The sequence below is a fragment of the Sphingomonas sp. BT-65 genome, assembly GCF_026107375.2.
Lineage (GTDB): Bacteria > Pseudomonadota > Alphaproteobacteria > Sphingomonadales > Sphingomonadaceae > Sphingomonas.
In genome coordinates this window covers 1,140,590-1,165,936 of record NZ_JAPCIA010000001.1, presented here as the reverse complement: position 1 = coordinate 1,165,936, position 25,347 = coordinate 1,140,590, and the positions used below count along the sequence as shown (strand labels likewise).

At 67.1% G+C, this 25,347-nt stretch carries 25 protein-coding genes and 2 tRNA genes; 14 read left to right on the top strand and 13 right to left on the bottom strand.

Annotated features, from left to right (window positions below; translation table 11 throughout):
• Positions 1-8 precede the first annotated feature (8 nt).
• Complete coding sequence (locus tag OK349_RS05660; RefSeq protein WP_265116844.1) at positions 9-1,220, bottom strand: hypothetical protein; 1,212 nt, start codon at positions 1,218-1,220, stop codon at positions 9-11.
• Positions 1,221-1,478: 258 nt separating this feature from the next.
• Complete coding sequence (locus OK349_RS05655) at positions 1,479-4,502, bottom strand: glycosyl hydrolase (protein WP_265116843.1); 3,024 nt, start codon at positions 4,500-4,502, stop codon at positions 1,479-1,481.
• Between the two features lie 317 nt (positions 4,503-4,819).
• Between OK349_RS05655 and OK349_RS05650 the strand changes: the two genes are divergently transcribed.
• A tRNA-Leu gene (locus OK349_RS05650) sits at positions 4,820-4,906 on the top strand.
• Between the two features lie 58 nt (positions 4,907-4,964).
• Here the strand turns inward: OK349_RS05650 and OK349_RS05645 are convergent.
• The 6 genes from OK349_RS05645 to OK349_RS05620 form a co-directional block, all read right to left on the bottom strand.
• Positions 4,965-6,278 carry a sugar MFS transporter gene (locus tag OK349_RS05645; protein WP_265116842.1) on the bottom strand — a complete coding sequence of 438 codons (1,314 nt, stop codon included), beginning with the start codon at positions 6,276-6,278 and terminating at the stop codon, positions 4,965-4,967.
• Between the two features lie 99 nt (positions 6,279-6,377).
• Positions 6,378-6,453, bottom strand: a tRNA-Thr gene (locus tag OK349_RS05640).
• A gap of 88 nt (positions 6,454-6,541) precedes the next feature.
• Positions 6,542-7,744 carry a GGDEF domain-containing protein gene (locus tag OK349_RS05635; protein ID WP_301531112.1) on the bottom strand — a complete coding sequence of 401 codons (1,203 nt, stop codon included), beginning with the start codon at positions 7,742-7,744 and terminating at the stop codon, positions 6,542-6,544.
• A gap of 66 nt (positions 7,745-7,810) precedes the next feature.
• Positions 7,811-8,671 (bottom strand): hypothetical protein, encoded by an 861-nt coding sequence (locus tag OK349_RS05630; RefSeq protein WP_265116841.1) that lies wholly within the window; start codon positions 8,669-8,671, stop codon positions 7,811-7,813.
• Complete coding sequence (locus tag OK349_RS05625; RefSeq protein WP_265116840.1) at positions 8,671-9,012, bottom strand: MmcQ/YjbR family DNA-binding protein; 342 nt, start codon at positions 9,010-9,012, stop codon at positions 8,671-8,673. The genes OK349_RS05630 and OK349_RS05625 overlap by 1 nt, the downstream gene beginning before the upstream one ends.
• Positions 9,013-9,022: 10 nt before the next feature.
• Positions 9,023-10,390, bottom strand: a complete 1,368-nt coding sequence (locus OK349_RS05620) for a serine hydrolase domain-containing protein (protein ID WP_265116839.1) — start codon at positions 10,388-10,390, stop codon at positions 9,023-9,025.
• Positions 10,391-10,584: 194 nt separating this feature from the next.
• On the opposite strand from OK349_RS05620, the gene OK349_RS05615 reads away from it, so the two are divergent.
• Both OK349_RS05615 and OK349_RS05610 read left to right on the top strand, forming a co-directional pair.
• Complete coding sequence (locus OK349_RS05615) at positions 10,585-10,953, top strand: OmpA family protein (RefSeq protein ID WP_265116838.1); 369 nt, start codon at positions 10,585-10,587, stop codon at positions 10,951-10,953.
• Positions 10,954-11,081: 128 nt separating this feature from the next.
• Complete coding sequence (locus tag OK349_RS05610) at positions 11,082-11,474, top strand: RidA family protein (RefSeq protein WP_265116837.1); 393 nt, start codon at positions 11,082-11,084, stop codon at positions 11,472-11,474.
• 8 nt (positions 11,475-11,482) lie between these two features.
• Here OK349_RS05610 and OK349_RS05605 read toward each other — a convergent pair whose 3' ends face one another.
• Positions 11,483-12,805: a replication-associated recombination protein A gene (locus tag OK349_RS05605; protein WP_265116836.1), complete on the bottom strand. Its 1,323-nt coding sequence runs from the start codon at positions 12,803-12,805 to the stop codon at positions 11,483-11,485.
• 145 nt (positions 12,806-12,950) lie between these two features.
• On the opposite strand from OK349_RS05605, the gene OK349_RS05600 reads away from it, so the two are divergent.
• Positions 12,951-13,511 (top strand): PadR family transcriptional regulator, encoded by a 561-nt coding sequence (locus OK349_RS05600; RefSeq protein WP_265116835.1) that lies wholly within the window; start codon positions 12,951-12,953, stop codon positions 13,509-13,511.
• A gap of 2 nt (positions 13,512-13,513) precedes the next feature.
• The gene (locus OK349_RS05595) at positions 13,514-13,828 is read left to right on the top strand and encodes a DUF2218 domain-containing protein (RefSeq protein WP_265116834.1); all 315 of its coding nucleotides are present in this window, start codon (positions 13,514-13,516) and stop codon (positions 13,826-13,828) included.
• 120 nt (positions 13,829-13,948) lie between these two features.
• Here OK349_RS05595 and OK349_RS05590 read toward each other — a convergent pair whose 3' ends face one another.
• Positions 13,949-15,103, bottom strand: a complete 1,155-nt coding sequence (locus OK349_RS05590; RefSeq protein WP_265116833.1) for a glycosyltransferase family 4 protein — start codon at positions 15,101-15,103, stop codon at positions 13,949-13,951.
• A gap of 66 nt (positions 15,104-15,169) precedes the next feature.
• Here OK349_RS05590 and OK349_RS05585 point away from each other — a divergent pair, with 66 nt between their 5' ends.
• Positions 15,170-15,865 (top strand): glutathione S-transferase N-terminal domain-containing protein, encoded by a 696-nt coding sequence (locus OK349_RS05585; RefSeq protein WP_265116832.1) that lies wholly within the window; start codon positions 15,170-15,172, stop codon positions 15,863-15,865.
• Between the two features lie 210 nt (positions 15,866-16,075).
• On the opposite strand, the gene OK349_RS05580 is transcribed toward OK349_RS05585, so the two are convergent.
• Positions 16,076-16,675, bottom strand: a complete 600-nt coding sequence (locus OK349_RS05580; protein ID WP_265116831.1) for a glutathione S-transferase family protein — start codon at positions 16,673-16,675, stop codon at positions 16,076-16,078.
• 273 nt (positions 16,676-16,948) lie between these two features.
• Here OK349_RS05580 and OK349_RS05575 point away from each other — a divergent pair, with 273 nt between their 5' ends.
• Entirely contained in the window at positions 16,949-17,641 is a 693-nt protein-coding gene (locus OK349_RS05575; RefSeq protein WP_265116830.1) for a helix-turn-helix transcriptional regulator, read from the top strand.
• 29 nt (positions 17,642-17,670) lie between these two features.
• Entirely contained in the window at positions 17,671-19,038 is a 1,368-nt protein-coding gene (gene radA, locus OK349_RS05570; RefSeq protein ID WP_265116829.1) for a DNA repair protein RadA, read from the top strand.
• Between the two features lie 203 nt (positions 19,039-19,241).
• On the opposite strand, the gene OK349_RS05565 is transcribed toward radA, so the two are convergent.
• Both OK349_RS05565 and OK349_RS05560 read right to left on the bottom strand, forming a co-directional pair.
• On the bottom strand, positions 19,242-19,451 hold the full coding sequence (locus tag OK349_RS05565) for a helix-turn-helix domain-containing protein (protein WP_265116828.1): 210 nt from the start codon (positions 19,449-19,451) through the stop codon (positions 19,242-19,244).
• Positions 19,451-19,966, bottom strand: a complete 516-nt coding sequence (locus OK349_RS05560; protein ID WP_265116827.1) for a DUF2975 domain-containing protein — start codon at positions 19,964-19,966, stop codon at positions 19,451-19,453. Before OK349_RS05560 ends, OK349_RS05565 begins: the two co-directional genes overlap by 1 nt.
• Before the next feature lie 162 nt (positions 19,967-20,128).
• Here OK349_RS05560 and OK349_RS05555 point away from each other — a divergent pair, with 162 nt between their 5' ends.
• The 6 genes from OK349_RS05555 to OK349_RS05530 are packed head-to-tail and all read left to right on the top strand — an operon-like array spanning position 20,129 to position 25,340.
• Positions 20,129-20,704, top strand: coding sequence for a CvpA family protein (locus tag OK349_RS05555; protein WP_265116826.1), 576 nt, complete (start codon positions 20,129-20,131; stop codon positions 20,702-20,704).
• Positions 20,701-21,135, top strand: a complete 435-nt coding sequence (locus OK349_RS05550) for an iron-sulfur cluster assembly scaffold protein (RefSeq protein ID WP_265116825.1) — start codon at positions 20,701-20,703, stop codon at positions 21,133-21,135. The genes OK349_RS05555 and OK349_RS05550 overlap by 4 nt, the downstream gene beginning before the upstream one ends.
• Positions 21,135-22,952 (top strand): cation:proton antiporter domain-containing protein, encoded by a 1,818-nt coding sequence (locus OK349_RS05545; RefSeq protein WP_265116824.1) that lies wholly within the window; start codon positions 21,135-21,137, stop codon positions 22,950-22,952. Before OK349_RS05550 ends, OK349_RS05545 begins: the two co-directional genes overlap by 1 nt.
• Positions 22,953-22,962: 10 nt before the next feature.
• Positions 22,963-23,295 carry a DUF423 domain-containing protein gene (locus OK349_RS05540; protein WP_265116823.1) on the top strand — a complete coding sequence of 111 codons (333 nt, stop codon included), beginning with the start codon at positions 22,963-22,965 and terminating at the stop codon, positions 23,293-23,295.
• Positions 23,296-23,304: 9 nt separating this feature from the next.
• Complete coding sequence (locus OK349_RS05535; RefSeq protein WP_265116822.1) at positions 23,305-23,808, top strand: hypothetical protein; 504 nt, start codon at positions 23,305-23,307, stop codon at positions 23,806-23,808.
• 17 nt (positions 23,809-23,825) lie between these two features.
• Positions 23,826-25,340, top strand: coding sequence for a DUF4403 family protein (locus tag OK349_RS05530; RefSeq protein ID WP_265116821.1), 1,515 nt, complete (start codon positions 23,826-23,828; stop codon positions 25,338-25,340).
• The last annotated feature ends 7 nt before the right edge of the window (positions 25,341-25,347 follow it).

The following is a 25,347-nucleotide window of genomic DNA, read 5'->3' as shown; positions in this document are numbered from 1 at the left end:
CTGCCCGGTCAGCCCGGATTGCTCGAGCTGGGCGGATCGGCCGGATAGTTGGTCACGTCGACCAGCCGCCGGGTGATGCGGATGTTGTTCGTCCCGGCGATCTTTTTGCGATAGAAGAGGTAGAGCTTGCCGTTGTCATAGGCGCGGTCGAAATTGCTGTCGCCCCAATCGCCGCCGTCGAAATCGATCAGCACCGGGTAGCTCGCGGCGTCGCTGTCCGAAGCGAGCAACTCCCCGCCTTGGGTCCAATTGAGCATGTCGGGCGAGGTCGCCCAATAGACCCCGTCGGCGCCGACGCGGTAGATCGCGATATAGTGGCGTGACGGCTTATGCCACACGACGCTGCGAACATAGGTATTGAACAGCGTCGGCTGCACCACTGCGCAGGTCGAGTTGGTGGTGGTGTAGGGATTACCCATGACCTGGGTGAACCCCGGCGTGGTCGTGTTGCCGTTCCATGCCCGCCAGCTCGTCCGGTCGGCGGGATTGCTGCTGCGGAACAGGCACTGCCCCTTCGCCTGCCCGCCGTGGCCGGAGTTGGTATAGACGAACATGTACCAATAGCCGTCGACCGTGCCGTCCTGGTTGCGGCCGCGGAAGATGTTGGAGGGCGCGCCATAGCCGATCCAGCCGGATTTCGGGGTTTGCAAGTCGCCGGGGTACTGAACGTGCGGATAGATGGCGATGTGGTTCGGCGCCGTGCCGTTGCGGGTAAAGTTCAAGTGCCGGTCCGCGCTCGACACCGGGTTCGCCTTCCACGTCGCGATCGAAGCGTACCAGCAGCCGTTCTTGTCATCCTCGACGCCCGACGCATGGCAGTTGGGATTGGTGGAACGCGGCGGACCGCCCCAAAAGTCCTGGTGCCCATAGGCCCAGGCGGTGGTGCCGTCGAAGTAGAAGCCCTGAATCCAGGTTTTCTGGTCGAATTTGGAGACGTCGGTGTTGCCGACATTGCCGATCATCACTGGCGTGCAGTCGAGTTCGGCGGTCGTGGGGTTGTTGGTGAAACCGGTCACCGATCCGGTCCACTGGTAGCCCTTGGCGTCGGCGTTCGACATCGTCATGTGGATAACGTTGAACTGATCCTCGAACACGCGCAGCGGACCGTCCTGCCGGACTGGCGTCGTCCCGCATTTCTCGAGATCGGCGTCGTGGAAGGTCTCGATCGGCGACCCGCTGGGGATTTGTAGTGTGGGCGCCGCGAGGCTGGTCACGGACATCGCGGTCGCCCCGGTGGCGGGCCCTGAACCGGCCGAGGCTGTTTGCGGTTGCGACGGCGGAAGCTCAATCCTGCCCGAGTCCGCAGTCGTATTTGACGCTATGATAGATACAGAGGATGCGAGCGCGGCGCCGGTCAGGCACACTGCGCCGGCAACGAGCAGCTTAGCACGTTTAGTCATTTCCTCTCCTCCGATTCGCGCCAGCTTGTGGTGCCGGTCGCGATCGGAGCATATCTTAAATGTGACTATAAAAGCAATTTATTTGATGGCGGGCGAAATTTCCTGCCACCATTCGATCTTCACCGGCCCCAGCAACCCAGCGGGCAGCAGCGATGCGCCGGCCTCATAGTGTTTCCAGGTGGCGAAGCTGTGCCGCGGCCATTCGCGGCGACCATTTGGGCGATAAAGCCAAGCGGGAAGGCTGGTGATGCGCCCGTCGGTGAAGCGGCTCCCATTTTTCTGATATTCCAGGTTCACGGGAATCGCCTCATCGCCGATCAGACGGTTGACCCAGCGGTTCGCGACGTGGATTTCGAGCGTGTTGGTGCCTGCACGCAGATAGGGCGTGACGTCCAAGCGGAAGGGTGGGCTCCACGCGATTCCGGCATCGCGTCCGTTCACTTTGACGCGGGCGATGTCCGCCACGCGGCCGAGATCGAGCATCGCGACGATTCCGTCGCGCACCGCCGGAAGCTCTACGCGGGTGCGGTAGACTCCCGTTCCCGAATGGTAGCGGATCGCCGGATCGGCGTTTTCGCTCCATGATGCGAGCCGATCGAGGGGCCGAGATACACCTGCCGTGCCCAGCGTCGGAAACTCCACCCGCCAATCCCGGTCGAGCGCCACCGGCGCAGGAAGCGCGGGGAGCGAGACGTCGCGATCCGATCCATCCGACAGCTTCAACCGTGCCGATCGCGCCTGCGTCAGCATCGCGCCGGGCCGGTCCAGCAAGTTGAGGCCGGCGGCATTTGCGCCCGCAATCCAGCGGGTTCCCAACGGCCTGCGGAAAACGAGGAATGTCGAGCCCCAGGGCTCGAGCTGCACCGGCACCGACACGCCTGTGGCGGTGCGCCCGAACGTCGGCGCGTCGGCCCGCGTTCCATGCATCGCATTCCAGATCTCAGGCACGCGATCGGGGATGCGCAATTCGAGCCGGGATTGCCGCGGCTGATCCGAGTAGTTGAACACGAAATAGATATCGGCATCGCCCGTTCGGCGATGGAGGAAGCGCAGCTGCTCCATCGGTGCGTCCCAGCGAATGTCGGGCGCGATTTTCTCGGCACGCAGAATTTCAGCAGGCGTCAGGCCGGCATAGACCTTGCCCTCGCCCACACGCTTGAAGCCGCGCGTCGGCAATCCGCTCCACAGCTCGCTGACGAGCTGGTCATATTCTTCCCGGCGTTCGACGTCATTGAGGCCGGCAGGGGCGGCCGGTGCGGGGCCGGCAAGCGTGGCGCCTGCCCGAACCAGCGACACGAGTTTTCGGAGCGTCGCGATCTCCGCGACCCAGCCCGCGGAGGTCTGTGGCTCGGGCGTGACGAGCAGGCGGAATGCTGCGCCCTGCGGATGTCTGAGCACGCCACGCTCGACCGACATGGCGCGCACGTCGGCGGGATAAGCCACCTCGAAGTCGTGGCCGGGCAGTGAACTCGTAATGGCTTTGGGCAGCGCGTAACCCAGATCCTCGTCGACCAGGAAGCAGACGTCGGCGACGCGGGTGCCCTGCTGCAGCAGGAACTGACTGCGCGAGACATATTCGACCCAGGCGCCGGCAAAGGGCCACCAAGTGTTGAGCCGGCCGAAATGCGTGCCATAGCGGCCAAGGCCGAACCCCGGCGCGGCCTCGGTCACTGGCTGGTGCGTGTAGCTGTGGAAGGCGAACCGGTTCAGCCCGAGCGCAAAGGCGTGGTCGCCCGCGCGCTTGAGGCTTGCCGGGGTATTCTGGAATCGTCCATTCTCTGGCGTGGCGGTGAAGGCCTCGGCTGCCACTATCCTGCGGCCGAGGAAGGTAGCCGCAGAGGTCGTCATCCGGATGCTGGCGGCGCGTGGCGTCGCGTCGGGCATCCAGAACTCGTTCATCGGCACGTCGACATGTCGATTGGCCGACATCGGCGTGAGGGGACCGCCCTGGGATTCGGAGTAGATTTTCATCCCGTGCCGGGCTGCCAGGCGATGCATCGTGCCGAGATAGTTTTCGGCGATCAGCTCCTCGATCACCTGGCGGAAATCCCACAGCACCGCCTCGCTCGCCGCGGAGGATTCCACGACGCGCCCCGTGAGAACGGGTAGCCAGCGAAGCAGCGAATAACCCTTCAGCCGTGCGAATTCCGTCGGCATCGCGGCGGTCCAGTTCTGGTATCCGCCTTCGAAACTGTCGAACAGGATCGCGTTGAACGTGTTTCCAGCGAGCGGGCCGGCCTCGCGGATCATCCTCCCCAACGATTGATCGAACTGAAAGGCGACGGCGGCGGCGTCGAGCTTGTCGATCTCAAGCCCGTGGCCCTCGGGTTGCGCAGGATGGTTGGTCTTGCCTGTCGTCGTGTAGCCGAAGCGGAGGATCGTCCAGTTTCCGCGCGGCAGCTTTGTCACTAGGCCTCCGGCAGCATCCATCTTGCCGGAAAGAACGATGACACGATCCGCCGGGATCCCTGGCAGCGTCCGCGTGTCCCTTGTGACGGGTTTGCGGCCCCAGCCAATCTTCTTGTCGATATCCGCGATGCGCGGAACCCCGGCAGGCACTGCAATCACGGCGATGTCGGCGTAGAAGGGCTGTGCCGGGACCGCGCGCTCGGGGTAAGCGAGGGTCAGATCCGGGCGCGGAAGAGATGCCGACACGGCGCCACCTGAAACATCGGTCTCGCTCCAGACCAGGCGCTTCATCGAGCGTTGCGGCGTAACCCACGGCCCGCCACTCGCTGACCAGCCGGGGGTGTTCATCGCATGGAATTCGAGCCCGAGCGCCGCGGCGCGCCGGATCGCGTGACGCACATGCGCGAACCAGCGATCGGAGCCGTACCGCACCGGCCCCGGAGGGGCGTAGATCTCGACATCGAACATCTGCACGCCGCCCATCCCCGCCGCCTTCGCGGCCTGGAGATCGGCATCGATGCCATCGATGGTCACGTTGCCGTTGATCCAGTGCCACCAGCCGAGCGGCCGGGCCTCGCGTGGAGGCGAGGCGAACCCGGTCTCCAGTTCGCTGGCAGAGAGGGGTCGGCAAACAGTCACCACAAGTGCAGCCAACACAAAAGCGCTTTTCCAGCCGCGGTTGTCCCTGAACATATTGCCCTATCGCCAGCTTTCGATGCGGCAGAGAAATCACATTATTGCTAAATTAGCAACGTGGTGCTGATTGGAAGAATCCTTGGCGTTAATCCAGACGTCCGCTGTCCAGCCGAGGCGGTAGACGTTCATGACCTTTACGTCCGCCCTGGTCGGTGCAGGCGTCAAGCGGTCGTTCCGCTATCGGCCCTTGTCGGTCGTAGCGCGGAATTCAGCGGGGAGGGCGCAATCTTCGGTAATACAGTCTGGAAATCGGTCGCAGCGCTGCCTATAGCAACCCGACGTCGATCATTGGCTACCAAGGTGCCAGTCGGCATGCGGGTGTGGCGGAATTGGTAGACGCAGCGGATTCAAAATCCGCCTCTGGCAACAGATTGTCGGTTCGAGTCCGACCACCCGTACCAATCGGAACTTCGCGGCGGCGCGGATAAGCCGGCGAGGATCACTCGCCGGCCCGTTGAATCATCCCGCCACCGGACCGTCATAGGGCCGACGGGCGTAATAGCCGAACCCGGCGATGATCGCGTAGCAGAGCGCGGGGAGGATCAACGCTAGGCCGAGGCTGCCGGTAAGATCGGCGAGCGCGCCGGTCGCGAGCGGGACCACAGCGCCGCCGAAGATCGCGATGTTGATGATCCCCGATCCGTCCGCCGCGCGGCCGCCAAGCTTCTCGGACGCCAATGCGAAGATCGTCGGGAACATGATCGAGTTCATCAGGCCGATCGCGAGCAGCGAGTAGGCCGCGACATTGCCAGTCGAGTTGGCGCTGATGACGATCAGCGCGATCGCACCCACCGCGACGAAGGCGAGCAGTTTGCCTGGGCTGACGCGCAGATACATGAGGAGCGAGCCGATGACCCGTCCGATCATCGCACCGCCCCAGTATAGGCCAATCATCCAGCCCACCACAGACTCCGGTTGGCCGAGCACGCGCTCGAGCGCGAGATAGTTGATGATCAGCGAGCCGATCGAGACCTCGGCGCCGACGTAGAGGAAGATGCACAGCGCGCCGAAGGCAAAACGCTTGCGGTTGAGTAGATCGAAGCCGGCAAGCCCAGCGCTGGCCTCATGGCGTTCACCCTTGAGGCGATTGCGAAAAAGCCAAACCACGCCTGCCACCACGATCAGCGCTGCGGCGAGGCCGAGATAGGTGTGCTGGATCACTGCTGACTCGGCGGTACGGTATGCGTCGAGTGCGGGGCCCGAGAGGTCGGCTGCTTTTACATTCTGAAGCGAACCCAAAATGAGGCCCGCGCCGACAGTCGGAAAAATCCAGGTGCCGAACGAATTGAACGCCTGCGCGAAGGTAAGGCGGCTGTGCGCGGTCTCGGGCTTGCCGAGCAGCGAGATCAGCGGGTTGGCGACGACCTGGACGATCACCACGCCGCTTGCCAGCACGAACAGCGCGAACAGGAACAGGCCGTAGGTGGCGTTCTGCGAGGCGGGGATGAACAGCAGGCAGCCGACCATCATCGTCAGCAGGCCGGCGACCGCGCCGCGCATATAGCCGAGCTTCTTGACCAGCTTCGCACCGGGAATGCCGATCAGCAGATAGGCGGTGAAGAAGCAGAACTGCACCAGCATCGCCTGGGTGTAGTTGAGCGTGAACAGTTCCTTGAGCTTCGGGATGATCACGTCGTTGAGCGAGGTGATGCCGCCGAAGATGAAGAACAGCGCGAAGACGAAGACCTGGAGGTCGGGCGCGTTGATGCCCTGCGCAGTCCCCTCGCCGAGCGTAGGATCGGTCGAGCTCAATGGTGTGACGGGTGCGGCCAACGCCCCTCTCCTGATAACGTTGTCAATTAACCGACACATACCGCGCGCGGGATGAAAGGCGAGACCAAAATGCGTGCAGGCGGGGTGGTAGCGATAAAATGGTGCCGGTTGCAGGGATCGAACCCGCGACCTTCGGTTTACAAAACCGCTGCTCTACCAGCTGAGCTAAACCGGCACTCAGACCAAACCACGGAATTCCGCGGGCCGCGCGTCTTGAGCCGAACCATGGGCGCGGGTCAAGGCGGATTCTGGAGGCGCGCGGCTCACGCGGCGAGTTCGGTATTGGCCGCGTCCTCGCGCGTGCAGAAGCTGAGCCTTGCCTTGCCGCCCAGCTTGGAGCGGTACAGCGCGGCATCGGCGCAGGCGAGCAGCCGCTCGAAATCGAAGCCGATATCGGGTGCGAGCGCGATCCCGACGCTGGCCGAGAGATGCACGGTCGCATCGTCGATCGCATAGGGGGCGCTGAGCCCGCGGATGATGCGGCGCGCCAGCATCTCGGCCTCGCTGTCGTGCGCGACATCGGCCTGGAGGATGACGAACTCGTCGCCGCCGAGACGTGCCACCGTGTCCTCGATGCGGAGCGAGGATTCGAGCCGCCGTGCGACTTCCTGGAGCACCGCGTCGCCGGCCGGATGCCCATAGCCGTCATTGATCGGCTTGAAGCCGTCGAGATCGATGAAGTGGACGGCGAGCCGCGAGTTGCCGCGCAGCGCGGCCTGGCTCGCGTCGTGGAAGCGCTCGCGCAGCAGCAGGCGATTGGCGAGGCCTGTGAGCGCGTCGTGCTTGGCGAGCTGAGCCATGTCATGCTGTGCCACGAGATGCTCGACCGCCGAGCGGTAGAGGTGTGCCACGGTATGGAGGCTGAGCCCGGTGATCATCGCGACCATCGCCCCCTCGATTGCGAACAGCTCCGCATGGAGCGGCGCAGCGTGCGGCACGAGCGCGTGTGCGAGCAGCCCGGCCACCGTCGGCACGGTGGCGAGCAGCAGGCTGATGACGCAGATCATCGGCCGCACCGAGATTCGCGACACCACCCCAGCGCCAAAGCCGAACACCAGGCTGACGGTGAGCAGGTGAAGCAACGGAAGATGATAGGTGAGTGCTTGCAGGTTCAACGCCGCGAGCAGCAGCGCGATCGCATAGTTGCCGATCGCATAGCGCCGCTCCCAGCGCTCGAGCTCGTCCTGGCTCTTGCGCGGTTCGCGCGCATAGGCCTGGAGCAGGACGAGGCGCCCCGCCGTGACGATCAAGGCGCCGGCGGCGATCGCAGCGAACACCGGATCGCGCCATTCGTAGGCGACGAGGCCCGCCAGAAGGGCGAAGACCAGACCCAGTCCCATGATCGGCAGGCGCATGGCGAACAGCGTGTCGATCAGCTCGCGATAGACCGGAAGCGGGAGCGGGATGCTCTCGCGGAACGGATTCCAACGCGACCTCAGTCGCTGCTGCTGGTCCGAACGTCGCATGGCCGGACTCTGCACCGGCAAGGTTAACAGCCGGTGCAAGACCGGCCGGTTTTGCGGCGATCCGTGTCATGCGATGCCGAAGGTCCAGCCCTCGGTTCGCGCGATCTCCGACGTGAGGGCGGGCGGATGCCAGAGATCGGCGCGGCCGGCATTGGCGCGCAGCCAGGCGGCGGTGAGGATCGCGTCGGTCGAATGATCGTCGTAGCGGGCGAGCGGCGCGTGCGGGCGCGAGCCCAGCGTGGCGAGCGCGGTGTCGAGCGTCGTGGTGTCGCGCAGCTTGGATCGGCCCTTGCGCAGCCCGGCGGCGCGCGCGGCGATCGCGGTGTAGATCTCGACCACCACCGCGCCCGCAAGCGGCAGCGGATCGAACGGCCAGATTGCGACCTTGCCGTCGAGCGCATGGAGCAGCCGCATCCCGGCGAAGCTCGCCTTGGCGACTTGCGCGGCGCCGATCGCGTCGTAGACGGTGGTGACCTTGCCGCCGCCGCCGGCGTTGAAATGCTGCTCGCAGCGGCGGAAGTGCATGAAGTCCGCCTTGGGGCCGTCGGCGGCACCGAGGTAGAAATGACGGCCGCGGCGGATGTCCAGGAACGACGCGGCACCCAGGTCCTCGTCATCGCTCCGGGCATCGACATAGGCCCAGAAGGCGCGGCCGTCGGTCGCGCTGCTCTCGCCGGGGAGATAGGCGCCGCGGTCGAGGATCGGGGCGCAGAAGCTCATGTCGAAGCCGATCAGCAGCGGCTCGGCGGCGCGGGCGAGGATCCAGTCGCGGATGGCGGTCCGCGACCAATGGCGAGCGGGTGGGGGGACGAGTTCGGGCGCTGCGTTCCCGGCCTCGCAGACCGCCAGCGCGATGCCCGGATGGCGGCTGCCCTTGGCGCCCGACCAGTCGATCGCGGCGAAGCGGGTGAAGCGAAGCCGGTTCACTAGGGCCGCTCGCCGAACGTCTTGCGTTGGGGAGCCTTGGCGCGGTCCCACCAGGCGCGCTGGATATAGAGCTCGATCCGCTCATGGGCATCGGTGCCGTAGCGCACGAGCAGCATCGGATAGTTGCGATAGTGATCGGTCTGCCAGAAGGTCTCGGGGTCGGTCTCGAACAATATCTGCTTCTCGGGGTGAGTGACCGCGAGCGCGAAGCTGCCCGGCTCGCGGCTGGGAGACATGAAGCCCTTGCCGTTGACCTTGGGGCAGGGCGTGCCCCACCACAGCGCCATCTCGACGTCGGGGAGCGAGAGCGCATAGGCGCAGGCTTCGTCCCAGTCTTTCATGGCCAGTCCCTCATTCGAGCGCCTTGAGCACATCGGCGACGAAGCGCGGCGCTTCGAACGCGTTGCCCGCCGGGTCCTCGCCGCGGCGGACGACGACGAGCTTCGCGGAGGGGATGACGAAGATGAACTGGCCGCGATTGCCCTGCGCGGCATAGCTGCCTTCGGGCAGGCCCTGTTTCGGGCCGAACAGCCAGAGCGTCGCGCCATAGCCCGGGCCGTCGCCGGCCGGCTGCGGTCCGCTGGGGGTGGTCATGTATTTCACCCAGCCCTCGGGCAGGACGCGCTTGCCCTGCCACACCCCGTCATTGCGCCACAGCTCGCCGAGCCGGGCGAGGTCGCGCGCGGTCGACCAGACTTGCGAGGAGAGGATGTAGTTGCCGCGCCAGTCGGTCTCCGCGACGGTGCGCGCCATGCCGAGCGGCTCGAACAGCCCCTTGGCCGGGAAGTCACGGTAGCGCGCGTCGCCCATCGCCGTGCGCAGCGAGAGCATGGCGAGCATCGTGTCGTTGTTGGCGTAGCGGAAGCGCGTGCCGGGCCGGGCGATCGAGGGCCAGCCGACCGTCTCCTCGGTCACCGCGGTGCCACCGAAATAGACTTCGTCGGTGCGGTTGCCGGCGGTGTCGCTGTGCAGGCCGCTGGCCATGCGCAGGAGATGGTCGAGCGTGATCGTGCGGCGGACGTCGCCGGGCGGCTCGTCGGCCCAGGCGGGGATGCGCGCGGCGCGATCGACCCGGACCAGTCCGTCGCGTACCGCGATCCCGACGAGCGTCCCGCTGATGCTCTTGGCCACCGACCAGGTGCGGTTCGAGACGAGCGGCCCGAAACCCGGAGCGTAGCGCTCGGCGACGATATGTCCGTCGCGGAGGACGATGACGCCGGTGGTGCGCGATCCGGCGCGGTAGCTCGTCCCGTCGAACGCCGCCGCAACGACGGGCTCGAGCGCGCGCGGGGTGCGGATCGCGGGTATTGCGTCACCCTGCGGCCAGGGGCGCGGATCGGGCTGCGCCGCGGCGAGCGGCGGATAGCTTGTCGCTGCGTGCGGGGCGACCGCGCCGATCGGTTCGTTGGTGCAGCCGGTGCCGGGCCGCCACTGGGCGCGGCGCGGCGGCATCGCGTCGGCCCATTCGACGGTGACGAGGCGTCTGCTTGAATCAACCTTGGCGGGCAGGCCGACCAGCGCCTGATAGTCGGGATAGATGCCGGTCAGCTCGAGCGCCTCGACCTGCTCGGGGGTGCGGCCGGCGTTGAAGATGCCGCTGCACAGCATCGCCGCCTTGTACCCCGCGGCGATGGCGCGCTGGTGCGGCGTGGGCTCGGGTGCCTGTTGGGCAGCGGCGGGCACAGCGAGCGCGAGTGCCGCGAGCAGGAAAGTTGACAATCTTGACTCACAAAGTTGACGGAATCGAGGGGTCGCGCGGGGCGTGTCAAGCGACGGCGAATGCGGGTGAAGGCTCGGCTGGGCTGGTTCGGTCATGCCCCGATGAGAGCAGATGAATTCCAACATTGGAAGGGGAAGCGCCGTGCTCGCCTCGTCCTGCGGCGACCCCGGCTCGCCGCCGAAGCCGGGCCGCGATGGGGCGAATCCGCGCCGATGCGCAGGGCACGCTCGACCGCCTGGCGCAGCTCATCGCGGCGGGCGGCGGCGGAGCGATCACGATCGAGGGGCATACCGACGCCAAGGGCGACGACGCCTATAACAAGAAATTGTCCGAGGCGCGGACGGAGGCGGTGAAGACCTATCTCGCCGGCAAGGGTGTGGAGGCGGCGCGGATGCGGACGATCGGGCTCGGCGAACTGCGCCCGGTGGCGCCCAACGCCAAGTCGGACGGCAGCGACGACGAGGCTTGCCGGCAGCGCAACCGGCGGGTCGAGGTGATCCTGCCCAAGGCGACGGGGGCGAGCCCGAGTCCGTCGCCATCGGGGGCGGCGAAGGCGAGCTAGTCCATGAGCCAGTAGAAATTGGCCGTGACCAGGGCTGGATGGCGGAAGGCCACGTCTTACATACGCCGCGTATCTGAAACCGCGCGGCGGGCATCGGCCTGCCGGCACCCCTTTCCAGGAGACTGTACATGGCCAAGCGTGACGCCGTTTTTCCCGCCGGTCGGCATGACCTCTATAACTTACACACCTATTCCGCGGCGATCCGGTCGGGCGACCTCCTGTTCGTGTCCGGTCAGGTCGGCAGCCGCAGCGACGGTTCGCCCGAGCCGGACTTCGAGGCGCAGGTCCGGCTGGCCTTCGCCAATCTCGAGGCGACGCTGAAGGCGGGCGGATGCGGGCTCGACGACATCGTCGATGTGACGACATTCCACACCGATCCCGAGAACCAGTTCGACACGATCATGAAGGTCAAGGGCGAGGTATTTCCCGACCAGCCCTATCCGAACTGGACGGCGATCGGCGTCAACTGGCTCGCCGGGTTCGACTTCGAGATCAAGGTCATCGCGCGAATTCCAAGCTGAACCCGCGCCTAGTCGCCCTTGAGCTCCCGCCGCCGCTCGTCCCACCACGCCATGCGTTCGGCGATGCGCTTTTCCATGCCGCGGTCGGTGGGGGCGTAGAAGGTCTGCGGCTCCATCTCCTCGGGCCAGTAATTGTCGCCCGAGAAGCCGCCCTCGGCATCATGGTCGTAGCTATAGCCCTTGCCGTAGCCGATCTCCTTCATCAGCCGGGTCGGCGCGTTGAGGATGTTCTGCGGCGGCATCAGCGAGCCGGTTTCCTTGGCCGAGCGCCATGCCGCCTTCTGCGCGGTGTAGGCGGCGTTCGATTTGGGCGCGGTGGCGAGGTAGAGGCAAGCCTGGGCGATCGCCAGCTCGCCTTCGGGCGAGCCGAGGAACTCGTAGGTGTCCTTGGCGGCGATGCATTGGGTGAGGGCGTTGGGATCGGCGAGGCCGACATCCTCGACCGCGGCGCGGGTGAGGCGGCGCAGCACGTAGAGCGGCTCCTCGCCCGCCGTCAGCATCCGCGCGAGATAATAGAGCGCGGCCTGGGGATCGCTGCCGCGGATCGATTTGTGGAGCGCGGAGATGAGGTTGTAATGCCCCTCGCGATCCTTGTCGTAGACCGCGACGCGGCGCTGGAGGAAGTCGCCCAGCGCGGCCGGGTCGAGCGGCGCCTCGAAGGCCACCGAGAACAGGGTCTCGGCCTGGTTGAGCAGGAAGCGGCCGTCGCCGTCGGCGCTGGCGACCAGCGCGTCGCGTGCTTCGGGAGTTAGGGGGAGGGGGCGTTCCTCCACGGCCTCGGCGCGGTCGAGCAGCTGAGTGAGCGCGGCGTGGTCAAGGCGGCGCAGGATGAGGACTTGCGCGCGGCTGAGCAGTGCGGCGTTGAGCTCGAAGCTTGGATTCTCGGTGGTCGCGCCGACCAATATGACGGTGCCGTCCTCGACGAAGGGCAGGAAGCCGTCCTGCTGTGAGCGGTTGAAGCGGTGGATCTCGTCCACGAACAGCAAGGTGCGCTTGCCGAGCTTCGCGTGCTCCCTGGCCTCGGCGAACACCTTCTTGAGATCGGCGACACCCGAGAACACCGCGCTGATCGCGACGAAGCGCAGGCCGACCGCGTCGGCGAGCAGCCGGGCGATCGTGGTCTTGCCGGTGCCGGGCGGCCCCCACAGGATGATCGACGAGAGCTTGCCCGCGGCGACCATGCGGCCGATCGCGCCCTCGGGGCCGGTGAGGTGATCCTGGCCGACGACGTCCTCGAGCCGCTGCGGACGCAGCCGGTCGGCGAGCGGGCCGCCGGGGGCGGAATCGTCAGGGGCGGTGGCGGACTCCAGCCCGCCGAACAGGTCGGCCATGCGGAACGATATAGGAACTTCCAAAAGTTTCGCGAAGGGGCTTGTGCAAGCTATCTCAAGATATATCTTAGACGCATCACGACTCGAATATGAAAGGTATTGTATGTTTCGAGGACATCATCGCGGCTGCGGGCCGCGTGGGGGCATGGAGTTTGGCGGGTTCGGTCCGCGCGGACGGCGCCAATGGGGGCCGTTCACGGTGGAATGGGACGTGCGCACCGACGGCATGGGCGGCGGCCGCGGACGGCGGCGCATGTTCCAGGGCGACGAACTGCGCCTGATCCTGCTCAAGCTGATCGAGGAAGCGCCGCGCCACGGCTATGACCTGATCCGCGAGATCGAGGAGCGCACCGGCGGCGCCTATGCGCCGAGCCCGGGCGTGGTCTATCCGACGCTGACGATGCTCGCCGACATGGAGCTGATCGCCGAGCAGGCGAGCGACGACGCCAAGAAGGTGTTCGCGATCACCACCGCGGGCCAGGCGCACCTGACCGAGCGCGAGGAAGAGGTCGAGGCGCTGATGGAGCGGCTGGCCGAGATCGGCACGATGCGCTCGCGCAGCCATGGCAGCCCGGTGCGGCGCGCGATGGGCAACCTGCGCCAGGTGCTCCAGCACCGGCTGGGCGATGGCGAGGTGAGCCAGGAGACCCTGCATGCGGTCGCCGACATCATCGACGAGGCGGCGCGCAAGATCGAGAGGCTGTAAGCATGGCGTTCAGTTCGACGGGGTTCGCGAAGACGGACAAGGCGAGCCGCTACCTCCAGCAGCTGTGCGAGCATTGGGAGCACAATCTCAAGGTCGAGTTCACGCCCGACCATGGCACGATCGTGTTCCCGAAGGACGCGCGCGGCGCCGACTGGCCCGGCGACGGGCTGGTCACGCTCGACGCGAAGCCCGACGGGCTGGCGATCCGCGTGGACGCCAGCGCCGAGGGGCAGCTCGAAGGGTTGAAGGGCGCGGTCGAGCGGCATGTCGACCGCTTCGCGTTCCGCGAGGCGCCGCTGAGCTACGCGTGGGGCTAATTCCCATCGTCATCCCGGCCTCCGTGCCGGGATCCACCGCGCGGCTGACGATGCGCGAGAGGCTCTTGCGCATCGCTCGCGGTGCGGTGGGCCCCGGAACAAGTCCGGGGTGACGGTTGGTTATCGGGGTGTGCGCGCCGCCATCACCTCCAGATAGGCATCCAGCACGGCCTGGTTGACGCGGTCCCAGACATGGGACTGCATCCTGGCATGGCCGGCCGCGCCGAAGCTGCGGCGCATCGCGCCGTCGCGGGCGAGGCGCTCGATCGCGTCGGCATAAGCTTCGACCGCGCGGGGCGGTACCAGGAAGCCCGTCACGCCTTCTTCGACCAGGTCCATCGCCCCGGTCGCCTTGGCCGCGACCACGGGCACGCCGCACGCCATCGCTTCCGAGGTCACGTTGCCGAAGGTCTCGGTGATCGACGGGTTGAAGAACACGTCCATCCCGGCGACCGCGCGGCCGAGATCGTCGCCCGACTGGAAGCCGGTGAAGATCGCGTCGGGCACGCGCTCGGCGAACCAGTCGCGCGCCGGGCCCTCGCCGATCACCAGGATGCGGTGCGGCACGTCACGGCGCTTCAGCTCGCGCGCGACCTCGGCGAAGATGTCGAGGCCCTTTTCCAGCACGAGCCGGCCGAGGAAGCCGATCGCCGCGACGTCGTCGGGGATGCCGAGGCTGCGGCGCCAGGCATCGTCGCGGCGACCCGGGTTGAAGCGCGCGTGATCGACGCCGCGCGACCAGATGCTGATTGGCGTGATGACGCCCCAGTCCTTGATCAGATCGGCGATCGAGTTGCCGGGCACCACGACGCGGTCGAACTTGTTGTAGAAGCGGGTGAGGCGGCGGATCAGCCAGGGCTCGAGGAAGCCGATGCCGTAATAGCGCGGATAGGTCTCGAACCGCGTGTGGAGCGAGGCGACCGCCGGGACGCCGCGATCGCGCGCCCAGGCGATGGCGGCGTGGCCGAGGAATTCGGGCGCCGAGACGTGGACGAGATTGGGCTTGAACGCCTCGAGATCGGCGCGCGGCCCCTTGGGCAGGCCGAGCGCGATCTTGTATTCGCCGCGCCCGCCGGGGACGGGCCAGGCGGGGACGCTGACCAGATCGCCCTCCGGCGCGAAGGCGGGCGTATTGGTCGTCGGCGAGTAGACGCGCACCTGCACGCCGCGGTCGAGCAGATGGCGGACGAGTTTGTTCAGCGCCTGATTCGCGCCGTCGCGGACATAATTATAGTTGCCGCTGAACAGGGCGACACGAAGGTCGGTCGGATTCATCGGTGCGCCCATAGCGCGGCGATTGCGGCGTTACTATGTCGCCGCCTCAAAGCAGGAGGCGCCCCAATGACCGATCTGTCGCAGTTCCCGATCACCCGCCGCTGGCCGGCGCAGCATCCCGACCGCATCCAGCTCTATTCGCTTAACACGCCGAACGGGGTGAAGGCGGGGATCATGCTGGAGGAGACCGGGCTGCCCTATGAGCCGCACCTCGTCGACATCACGGTCGACGACCAGAAGACCCCCGAATTCCTGAGCCTCAACCCCAACGGCAAGATCCCGGCGATGATCGATCCCGACGGGCCGGACGGGCGCCCGCAGGCGCTGTTCGAGAGTGGGGCGATCCTGATCTACCTCGCCGAGAAGACGGGCCAGTTCCTCGATCCGGCGCAGCGCTACGAGACGATCGCGTGGCTGATGTGGCAGATGGGCGGGATCGGGCCGATGTTCGGGCAACTCGGCTTCTTCCACAAATTCGCCGGCCGGGAGATCGAGGACAAGCGACCGCTCGAGCGTTACGTCAACGAGTCCAGGCGGTTGCTGGGCGTTCTGGATGGCCGTCTCGAAGGCCGCGAGTGGATCATGGGCGACTATTCGATCGCCGACATCGCCTCGCTCGGCTGGGTGCGCAACCTGATCGGCTTCTACGAGGCGCGCGAGCTGGTCGGGTTCGATGCCTTCACCAACGTCGCTGCCTGGCTCGAGCGGGGGCTGGCGCGGCCGGCCGTGCAGCGCGGGCTGGTGGTGACGGCGAAGGGATAGGCATCTTCATTGCCTCGCCCCTTCAGGGGAGAGGGTTGCGCAGACTTAGGTCTTGCGTAGCAAGGCCTTAGTCGGAGCTGGATGAGGGGTGTGCGGAGCAAAGCTCCGCGCGGTGCGGCGCACCGCTCTACCCCTCACCCAACCTCCGCTAGGCAGCAAGCTGCCAAGCTGCGCTATCCCTCTCCCCTATCAAGGGGAGAGGGCCATTGTTTACGCCGCCACCAGCTCCGCATCATTCTCGCACGCGCGCTGGTGCGCCGGGCGGTCGGCGATACGCGCGAGCCAGGCGTCGATCTCGGCGCTTTCGGGGAAGACGTGGCGCGCCCAGGCGACGGTCGAGCCCGCCATGACGTCGACCGCGGTGAAGCGGTGGCCCATCAGATACGGCCCGTTGGCGAGCGCGAGCTCGAGACGCCGGACGACCTGGCGGTAGGACTTCTCGGCCATCGGATTGCCCTCGGCGCCGCCATAGAGGCGCATGAAGATCGCCGGCTCGAGCTCGGTCGCGAGCCACATCAGCCAGGCAAGGAAGGGGCCGCGCTCGGCCGAGCCGACCGGGGCGCCGAGGCCGGAGTCGGTTGCGAGATCGGCGACATAGACGGCGATGGCATAGCTTTCAGAGATGACCACGCCGTCATGGACGATCGCCGGCACCTTGCCGTCGGGGTGGACATTGGCGGGGTCGAACGCGCCGCTGCCGTCGGCGCGCTGGACGTTGACGTAGCGCGTCTCGAACGGGAGGCCGCTCTCCTCCAGCAGCCACATGGTGCGGCCCGAGCGGGTTTCGGGGGCGTGATAGAAAGTAAGCATGGGTCCGGTCCTCCTGTCCGGCGGGCGGTAAGTCGCTGCCGTCGAGACATTGACTACTGCCATGCTGCTGCCAACATGCTGTCAGCAGCATGGCACTAAGTTCACGAACATCGAGGTGGAGATGCGGAGCACTTTGAATTCCCGTCATCCCGGCCTTGTGCCGGGATCCACGTTGCCGAGTGCGATGCAATCAAGCCGCTCGCGCATCGAGTGCCGCCCGGTGGACCCCGGCACGAGGCCGGGGTGACGATCGAGTAGGAAGGTATCTAACCCATGCGCCGCGCCGACCGCCTGTTCCAGATCATCCAGCTGCTGCGGCGGCACAACAAGCCGGTGACCGCCGAGGTGATTGCCGAGGAGCTGGAGACCTCCAAGCGCACCATCTATCGCGACATCGCCACGCTGATGGCGCAGCGCGTGCCGATCCGCGGTGAGGCGGGGATCGGCTATGTGCTCGACGGCGGGTTCGACCTGCCGCCGCTGATGCTGACCACCGACGAGGTCGAGGCGGCGGTGCTCGGCGCGCAATGGGTCAAGGCGCAGGGCGACCGGGAATTATCGCGGGCGGCGGAGGATTTGATCGCCAAGCTCGCCGCGACCGTGCCCGAGAATCTGCGGGCCCTCGTGCTCGAACCCGTGGTGGCGGCGCCCCCGCGCTGGGAGGAGCCGGTCGAGCCGCTCGACATGGCGCAATTGCGGTTGTGGTGCCGGCGCGGGATGAAGCTCGACCTCGACTATGGCGACGGCGAGGGGCGGCGCTCGCAGCGCACCATCTGGCCGTTCCTGGTCGGCTATCGTGACGCGGTGCGCATGGTCTTCGCCTGGTGCGAGCTGCGCCAGGATTTCCGCAGCTTCCGCATCGACCGGATCGAGACCGCTGCGTTCCGTGAGGAGCGCTATCCCGATCGTCCGGCGGCGCTGCAGAACCGCTGGCGCAAGATGATGGAAGCGAAATACCGTTCCTGAATCGTTCCGTTTCTGCTAGGCGGTCGGCGATGGCCAAACTCCAGAAGCGCTATGTCTGCCAGCAATGCGGATCGGTCTCGTCCAAATGGGCGGGGCAATGCGTCGATTGCGGCGAGTGGAACACGCTGGTCGAGGATGCCGGCGCGGTGGTTACGGTGTTCCAGGCCAAGCATAATCTGCAGGGCGGCGGGCGGATGATCTCGCTCTCCGGGCTCGACGCTGAGGTGCCGCTGCCCGATCGCATGCCGACCGGAATCGCCGAACTCGACCGCGCGCTCGGCGGCGGCTTCGTCGAGGCGTCGGCGACGCTGATCGGCGGCGATCCGGGGATCGGCAAGTCGACCTTGCTGTTGCAGGCCGCTGCCAAGATGGCGCTGCAAGGCCTTGGCGTCGCCTATGTTTCGGGCGAGGAGGCGGCCAATCAGGTGCGGCTGCGCGCGCGGCGGCTGGGGCTGGGCAATGCGCCGGTGCAGTTGGCGGCGGCGACATCGGTGCGCGATATCCTGACCACGCTGGGCGGCGGGGCGCCGCCGCGGCTGCTGATCATCGACTCGATCCAGACGATGCACAGCGACTTGATCGAGGGCGCGCCCGGCACGGTGAGCCAGGTGCGCGCATCGGCGCAGGAGCTGATCCGCTTCGCCAAGGAACGTGGCACCGCGGTGGTGCTGGTGGGGCACGTCACCAAGGACGGCAGCCTCGCGGGGCCGCGCGTGCTCGAGCATATGGTCGATACCGTGCTGGCGTTCGAGGGCGAGCGCAGCCACCAGTATCGCATCCTGCGCGCGACCAAGAACCGCTTCGGCGGGACCGACGAGATCGGCGTGTTCGCGATGGAGACCGGCGGGCTGGCGGAGGTCGGCAACCCCTCCTCGCTGTTCCTCACCAGCCGCGACGAGAGCGTGACCGGGACGGTGGTGTTCCCGGCGATGGAAGGGACGCGGCCGGTGCTGGTCGAGATCCAGGCATTGGTGGTGCGGCTGGCGAGCGGCGCGACGCCGCGGCGCGCGGTGGTGGGCTGGGACTCGGGGCGGCTGGCGATGATCCTCGCGGTACTGGAGGCGCGTTGTGGCCTCAGCTTCTCGACCAGCGAGGTCTATTTGAACATCGCCGGCGGCTATCGTGTGCAGGATCCGGCGGCGGACATGGCGGTCGCCGCGGCTTTGGTCTCGGCGCTGTCCGAACGGCCGGTCGCGGCCGACGCGGTGGCGTTCGGCGAGATCGCGCTGTCGGGCGAAGTGCGTCCGGTCGCGCATGGCGCGCTGCGGCTCAAGGAGGCCGGCAAGCTCGGCTTTACGCGTGCGCTGGTGCCGGCGAGCCAGCCCAAGGAAGGCACGATGGCGCTGACCGGGTTCAAGAACCTCGGCGGCTTCGTCGAGCATATGCTGGGGCGGTAACGGCATCTCATTCCTCCCCCGGAGGGGGACCGCCACAGGCGGTGGAGGGGTAGTTGCCACAAACGAACCGGCCCGCGAGTGGAGATTACCCCTCCACCAGCTCCCCTGGTGCAGCTGCCGGGCCGTCCCGGACCTGATGCCTGCATGCGGCAGGGAGGAGGATGTGGCCGTCGGGTGGTCACGTAGGACCGTCCGGGCGGGGTTCAAGCGTCCGGCTCGTAGCGCAGCAGGTCGCCGGGCTGGCACTCCAGCACGCGGCACATCGCCTCCAGCGTCGAGAAACGGATCGCCCTGGCCTTGCCGGTTTTGAGGATCGAGGCGTTGGCGAGGGTCAGGTCGATCCGCTCGGCAAACTCGGTGAGGGTCATCCGCCGTTCGATCAGCAGATCGTCGAGCAACACGGTGATCGCCATCACACCGTCCCCTCGAGATCGTCGCGCATCGCGGTGCCGTGGCGGAAGACGCGGGCGAGGATGAACAGCACCAGCGCCATGACGAAACCGTCGAGCCCAAGGTCGAAATCGCCGCGCAGCTCGTCGATCCGGCTCGCGATCACCCCGACCAGCGGGGCGAGCACGAGCAGGCAGCCCTGGCTGCCGAGCGTCAGCCACGCCATGCGGTCGAGCCGGTCGGCATTCTCCGGCCGGAAGGGGTCGCCGGTGCCGACGGTGGCGACGATCCGGCTGAGGTTGAGCGTGAAGAACAGATAGAGCGTGAGCAGGACGAGGCTCACCGCCACGGCGGCGACCACCCACCACCGGGTCCCCTCGGCCGAGAGGCGGGGGAGGAGCTGCTGGTCGGGGACGAGAATCAGCGCGACGAGAGCGAACGCCACGATGACGGCGGCGAGCGCGATCAGGCCGATGCCCAGGCGCAGCAGGAACTGGGTGATCGCCAGCAGCGGATCACGGTCTCGAACGGCATTCATATCGACCTCCAATATGCTCGATATCGAATATCGATATACTCACTCAGGCGTATCGTCAATCGATATTATCGAAATTCGATATTGCGACGGTTCGCGGCAAAACGGGCTTCGACAAGTCCCGCACGGGCGGTATGAGCCTGACTGGGCAAAGGCAGGACGGGCATGGGACTGACCGCGATCGATATCATCGTGCTGATCGCCGTGGGCGGCGCGGCGGTGCTGGGGGTGATGCGCGGCTTCGTCACCGAAGTGCTGTCGCTGATGGCGTGGCTGTTCGTGGTGGTGGCGCTGAAGTTCCTCCACACGCCGCTGGCCGCGATGCTGGCGGGGGCGGTGGGGACGGTGCAGGGCGCCGCGGTGCTCGCCTTCGCGCTGATCGCGGGAATCACCTTCTTCGGCGGGCGGCTGGTGGCGAACGCGATCGGGTCGCGCGTGCGCAGCGGGCTGCTCGGGCCGGTCGATCGCGCGCTGGGATTCGGCTTCGGGGCGCTCAAGGGGCTGATTCTGGTCAGCCTCGGCTTCCTGCTGGTGACGTTGGTGGTCGACACGGTGAGCGGCGGTCCGGCGCAACGGCCCGACTGGATGACGCAATCGCGCACCTATCCGCTGCTCAACGCGACCAGCGCGAGCATCGCCGAGTTCGTCGACCGGCGGCGGCGCGGTGAACCGGTGTTCGGCAACGAGAGTGACGGCGACGGCCTTGCTAATGAGGCTGTGGGGGATACATCGGGCGAATGAACGCGCCGCTCTACAATAACCAGATCCTGCGGCTCGCGGCGTCGATCCCGTTCCACGAGCGGCTCGAAAGCCCGATGGCGAGCGTCGAGAAGCGCTCGCCGGTGTGCGGGAGCCGGGTGACGGTGGACGTCAATCTCGACGCCGACGGCCGGGTCGCCGCGATCGGGATGGTCGTGCGCGCCTGTGCGCTCGGCCAGGCCTCCGCGGCGCTGATGGGGGCGCATGCGGTGGGGCGGACGCTCGCGGAGCTGGAGACGGCGCGTGACGAGCTGACCGCCTGGCTGGCCGGTGAGCGAGACGTGCCGCCCGGCTGGCCGGGGCTGGAGATTTTCGCGCCGGCGCTGCCGCACAGCGCGCGTCACCCGTCGATCCGGCTCGGGTTCGAGGCGATCGCCGAAGCCGCGCGGCTCGCAGCCGCCGAGCGCGTCTGATGGAGCACGGCGGCGCCCACAATTACATCGCCGAATATGCGCCGCTGTTCGGCTTTGCGCTGGTGTTCGTGCTGATTTTCCGCCGTTTGGGGCTGGGCGCCACGCTGGGCTATCTCGTCGCGGGTGCGCTGGTCGGGCCGCAGCTGCTCGACCTGGTCGGCGATGCCGAGAACAAGATGGTGATCGCCGAGTTCGGCATCGCCCTGCTGCTGTTCCTCGTTGGGCTCGAACTGAGCCCGGCGCGGCTGTGGCGGATGAAGAACGACATTTTCGGCTTCGGGCTGCTCCAGGTGGTGCTGTGCGGGATCGCGATCAGCGCGGTGATCGCGTTCGGCGCGGGCTTCTCGGGCGCCGCTGCGCTGGCGCTGGGGCTGCCGCTCGCGCTCTCCTCGACCGCGCAGGTGCTGCCGATGCTGCAATCGGCCGGGCGGTTGCGCACCCCGTTCGGCGAGCGCGCCTTCTCGATCCTGCTGTTCCAGGACCTGTCGATCGTCCCGCTGATCACGATCATCGCGGTGATGAGCCGCAACCCGGCCGACGCCGGCGGTCCGCCGGGCTGGCTGCTCGGGCTCTACACCATGCTCGCGATCACCGGCCTCGTGCTCGCCGGGCGCTACGTGCTGCGCCCGCTGTTCCGGCTGATCGGTAACTGGGGCGAGCGCGAGCTGTTCGTGTTCGCCGGGCTGTTCACCGTGGTGGCGAGCGCGGCGCTGATGCAGGCGCTCGGCCTCTCCCCCGCGCTCGGCGCGTTCGTCGCGGGCGTGATGCTCGCCGACAGCCCGTATCGCCACGAGCTGGAGGCGGACATCGAGCCGTTCCGCTCGATCCTGCTCGGCCTGTTCTTCCTCTCGGTCGGCATGCTGCTCGACCTCTCCGCGATCGCCGAGCGGCCGCTGTTCGTGATCGCGATGGCGCTGGCGCTGATCGCGACCAAGGCGGTGGTGATCTTCGGGCTCGGCCTCGCCTTCCGCATGGGCTGGCGCCAGGCGCTCGGGCTGGGGCTGCTGCTGAGCCAGGGCGGCGAGTTCGCCTTCGTGCTGTTCGCGCAGGCGCAGAACGCGATGCTGATCGCCCCTGAAGGGGTCAGCGTGTTCAGCGCGGTGGTGACGCTGTCGATGGCGACCACGCCGTTCCTGATGATGCTCACGCGCCGCTTCCGCGCCGAGCAAGCGGAGCCGCAGGGCGAACGCGAGGGGCCGGTGTCGGACGGGTCGAATGCGCTCATCATCGGCTATGGCCGCTTCGGCCAGACGGTGGGCCAGATGCTCAGCGCCCAGGGCATCGGCGTGACCCTGGTCGATACCGATATCGAGATGATCGACGTCGCAGGGCAATTCGGCGCCAAGGTCTATTATGGCGACGGCACGCGGATCGACCTGCTGCGCCAGGCCGGCGCGGGCGAGGCCGAGCTGATCCTGTTCTGTCTCGACCAGGACCAGGTCAGCGCCGAGCTGGTCGAGGCGGTGCACGAGGCGTTCCCCAAGGCATCGATCTTCGTCCGCGCATTCGACCGGCGCGCGCTGCTCAAGCTCAAGGACTCGCCCGCCACCGGGGTGGTGCGCGAGCTGCTCGAATCGGCGATCAAGATGGCGCGGCTGGCGATGGAGGTGGTCGGGGTCGATCCGAGCGAGATCGACAAGACCGAGGATTTCTACCGCAAGCGCGACCGCGAACGGCTGCGGCTGCAATATGAGGCGGGCGATATGCTCGCCGCGCGCGAAGCGATCACGCAGCGGCCCGAGCTGCGCTTCTCGGCGCGGCGCGAGCAGCCCGAGCCACTTCCGTCCGAGGAAGTGTCGGACGACGACCGGCCATGAGTTGGCGGCCATGAACTGGCTGGTGATCCTGGCGGCGCTGTCGGGCGCGCTGGCGGTGGGCGCGGGCGCGTTCGGCGCGCACGGTGCGTCGGGCGAGGCGCAGGAGTGGCTCAGGACCGGCGCGCAATATCATATGATCCATGCGGTGGCGGCTTTGGTCGCGGCGCAGATGGGCGCGAAGGGGCCGGGCTGGCTGTTCGTCGCGGGCGGGGCGATTTTCGCGGTGACGCTCTATGCGATGGCGCTGGGCGGGCCGCGCTGGCTGGGTGCGGTCACGCCGATCGGCGGAACCGCGCTGATCGCCGGGTGGCTGTGGCTGGCGTGGAGTGCTGTCAGGGGATAGATTCGACCGATGAAACGCAATGTGCTGCTTCTGTGGTCATCATTGCTCGGGATGCTTCTTCCCGGATCGGCTTCGGCATTGTGCAGTGGAGCGTCCGTCCAACGTGAGTATCGCGAGGCGGAGTGGGTGGTGCGCGCGCGGGTCGTTTCCGCCATCAACCGCTACAACGACAATCCCGGCGCCACCTACCGCAGGCTTTGGGGCGACGGAGGGCCGGTCGTCCGGTACGTTCTCCGGGTTCAGGACAGCTACAAGGGCAGACCGCCGCGGGAGATCGTGTTTTTTCAGGAAAGGAACAGTGGAGCATTCTACATGGACCGGGGCATGAAGCCGGACATCGGCGGCAGCTACCTCCTGTTTCTGAACCGGATCCCGGCCCATCCGGGCAAACCAAGGATGGCCCGGGACGCAATGCAGGTGCGCCATACCTGCGGTCAATCGAAAGCATGGCCCGAGGTGAGGGCCAAAGACCTTGCTGCGTTGAAGCGTCTGGCTGGGCGTGGCCGCGGTTGAGCTGGCGCGAAACAGCGATGAGACCCGGCTGGCTGGCGATCGTCGCGGCGCAGCTGGCGGCGTGCACTGACCAGGCATCCAATCCCGCGCCGCCGCGTCTGACCGAGCCGCTGGTGCTCAAGGAACAAGCGTCGACCATCCGCCTGCCCGTCGCCATCCCGATGGCCGAGCTTGAGCAGGCGATCAACGCCGAGGTGCCGATGGAGCTGCATCGCATCGACGAGCCGCAACAGGCGTGCATCAAGACCAAGAGCAAGCTGCTGCCCGATATCAGCTGCCGGCTGGTGGGCAGCGTTCGCCGCGGACACATCCGCCTCACCGGATCGGGCAATGTCCTGCGTATATCGATGCCGGTGAACGCCACGGTGCGTGCGGAGAATATCGGCAAGATCATCAAGCACGAGACCGCGACCGGCGCGATGAACGTGACGGCTCGCGCAACGCTTGGCCTGAGCAAGGACTGGCGCCCGCATGCCAAGGTCGCCGCGGACTATGCCTGGACCAACAAGATCGGGATCGACTTGCTCGGACGGCGGATCACCTTTGCCTCGAAGGTCGATCCCAAGCTGCACCAGCTGCTCGCCAATCTCGAACGCACGCTGCCGCGCCACCTCGACAAGGTGCAGGCGCGGTCCAAGGTGCAGCACGTCTGGGCCAAGGGCTTCACCTCGGTGCGGGTCAAGACCGATCCGCAGATCTGGGCGCGCTTCACGCCCGAGCGAGTCGGTTTCTCGGGCTATTCGGTGCAGGGCGGCAATCTCGTCGTGGGCTTCGCCGCGCAGGCCAAGACCGAGACGGTGCTGGGCGAGCGTCCCGCCGATCCGCCGGTGACGCCACTGCCTAATCTGATGGGCCATCTGCCCGGCCGCGGGATCAACGTGCATGTGCCGGTGCTGGTGCTCTACCCGCTGCTCGAACGCGCCGCGCTGGCTGAGCTGCAGAAGCCCCAGTTCGCTTCGGCCAAGCTCAAGGGCGGGCTGGAGGCGGACGCGGAGTATCACAGCGTCACCATCTATGGCACGCCGCAGAACCAGGTCGCGGTGGGCGTCGACATGACGCTCAAGACCGGCACGGTGACGACCAAGGGGACGGTATGGTTCGTCGCCGCGCCGGTGGTCGATATCCAGAAGCGCATCGTCGGTGTCCGCGATCTGGTGGTCGCGGGGGACATGGACAGCAAGGCGTTCAACCTGCTGCTGCAGATGGTCAACCAGACCGCATTGCGTCAGCGCATGATGGCGGCGATCCGCTATGACTTCACCAGGAACTATGACGAGGGCCTCGCCAAGGCCGATCGGTGGCTGGCCGAGCAGCCGTTCGAGGGTTTCGTATTCAAGGGCGAGATGGGCCGTGCCGAAATCCGTGAGGTGCGCATCGCGCCCGAGGGCTTTCTGGTCGAGGCCGACGCCACCGCGACCGCGAGCTTGACTCACAATCCCCGCCGCGCCGCGGTGCTGGTCGCCGAGCGGCGGGCGAGGCGCGCGGCGCGCGAGAAGGCGCGGGCGCTGGAAGCGGCGAAGGCGGCGCGATAGGCTGCGC

Excerpts from the sequence above, each read along its gene's own strand:
- OK349_RS05605 (WP_265116836.1), bottom strand. The coding sequence starts at position 12,805 with ATGGCCGACCTGTTCGGCGGGCTGGAGTCCGCCACCGCCCCTGACGAT.
- OK349_RS05625 (WP_265116840.1), bottom strand. The coding sequence starts at position 9,012 with ATGAAAGACTGGGACGAAGCCTGCGCCTATGCGCTCTCGCTCCCCGAC.
- OK349_RS05550 (WP_265116825.1), top strand. The coding sequence starts at position 20,701 with ATGAACGCGCCGCTCTACAATAACCAGATCCTGCGGCTCGCGGCGTCG.
- OK349_RS05585 (WP_265116832.1), top strand. The coding sequence starts at position 15,170 with ATGACCGATCTGTCGCAGTTCCCGATCACCCGCCGCTGGCCGGCGCAG.
- OK349_RS05555 (WP_265116826.1), top strand. The coding sequence starts at position 20,129 with ATGGGACTGACCGCGATCGATATCATCGTGCTGATCGCCGTGGGCGGC.
- OK349_RS05655 (WP_265116843.1), bottom strand. The coding sequence starts at position 4,502 with ATGTTCAGGGACAACCGCGGCTGGAAAAGCGCTTTTGTGTTGGCTGCA.
- OK349_RS05580 (WP_265116831.1), bottom strand. The coding sequence starts at position 16,675 with ATGCTTACTTTCTATCACGCCCCCGAAACCCGCTCGGGCCGCACCATG.
- radA (WP_265116829.1), top strand. The coding sequence starts at position 17,671 with ATGGCCAAACTCCAGAAGCGCTATGTCTGCCAGCAATGCGGATCGGTC.
- OK349_RS05540 (WP_265116823.1), top strand. The coding sequence starts at position 22,963 with ATGAACTGGCTGGTGATCCTGGCGGCGCTGTCGGGCGCGCTGGCGGTG.
- OK349_RS05590 (WP_265116833.1), bottom strand. The coding sequence starts at position 15,103 with ATGAATCCGACCGACCTTCGTGTCGCCCTGTTCAGCGGCAACTATAAT.
- OK349_RS05660 (WP_265116844.1), bottom strand. The coding sequence starts at position 1,220 with ATGTCCGTGACCAGCCTCGCGGCGCCCACACTACAAATCCCCAGCGGG.
- OK349_RS05595 (WP_265116834.1), top strand. The coding sequence starts at position 13,514 with ATGGCGTTCAGTTCGACGGGGTTCGCGAAGACGGACAAGGCGAGCCGC.
- OK349_RS05635 (WP_301531112.1), bottom strand. The coding sequence starts at position 7,744 with ATGCGACGTTCGGACCAGCAGCAGCGACTGAGGTCGCGTTGGAATCCG.
- OK349_RS05565 (WP_265116828.1), bottom strand. The coding sequence starts at position 19,451 with ATGGCGATCACCGTGTTGCTCGACGATCTGCTGATCGAACGGCGGATG.
- OK349_RS05615 (WP_265116838.1), top strand. The coding sequence starts at position 10,585 with ATGGGGCGAATCCGCGCCGATGCGCAGGGCACGCTCGACCGCCTGGCG.
- OK349_RS05530 (WP_265116821.1), top strand. The coding sequence starts at position 23,826 with ATGAGACCCGGCTGGCTGGCGATCGTCGCGGCGCAGCTGGCGGCGTGC.
- OK349_RS05545 (WP_265116824.1), top strand. The coding sequence starts at position 21,135 with ATGGAGCACGGCGGCGCCCACAATTACATCGCCGAATATGCGCCGCTG.
- OK349_RS05560 (WP_265116827.1), bottom strand. The coding sequence starts at position 19,966 with ATGAATGCCGTTCGAGACCGTGATCCGCTGCTGGCGATCACCCAGTTC.
- OK349_RS05600 (WP_265116835.1), top strand. The coding sequence starts at position 12,951 with ATGGAGTTTGGCGGGTTCGGTCCGCGCGGACGGCGCCAATGGGGGCCG.
- OK349_RS05575 (WP_265116830.1), top strand. The coding sequence starts at position 16,949 with ATGCGCCGCGCCGACCGCCTGTTCCAGATCATCCAGCTGCTGCGGCGG.
- OK349_RS05610 (WP_265116837.1), top strand. The coding sequence starts at position 11,082 with ATGGCCAAGCGTGACGCCGTTTTTCCCGCCGGTCGGCATGACCTCTAT.
- OK349_RS05535 (WP_265116822.1), top strand. The coding sequence starts at position 23,305 with ATGAAACGCAATGTGCTGCTTCTGTGGTCATCATTGCTCGGGATGCTT.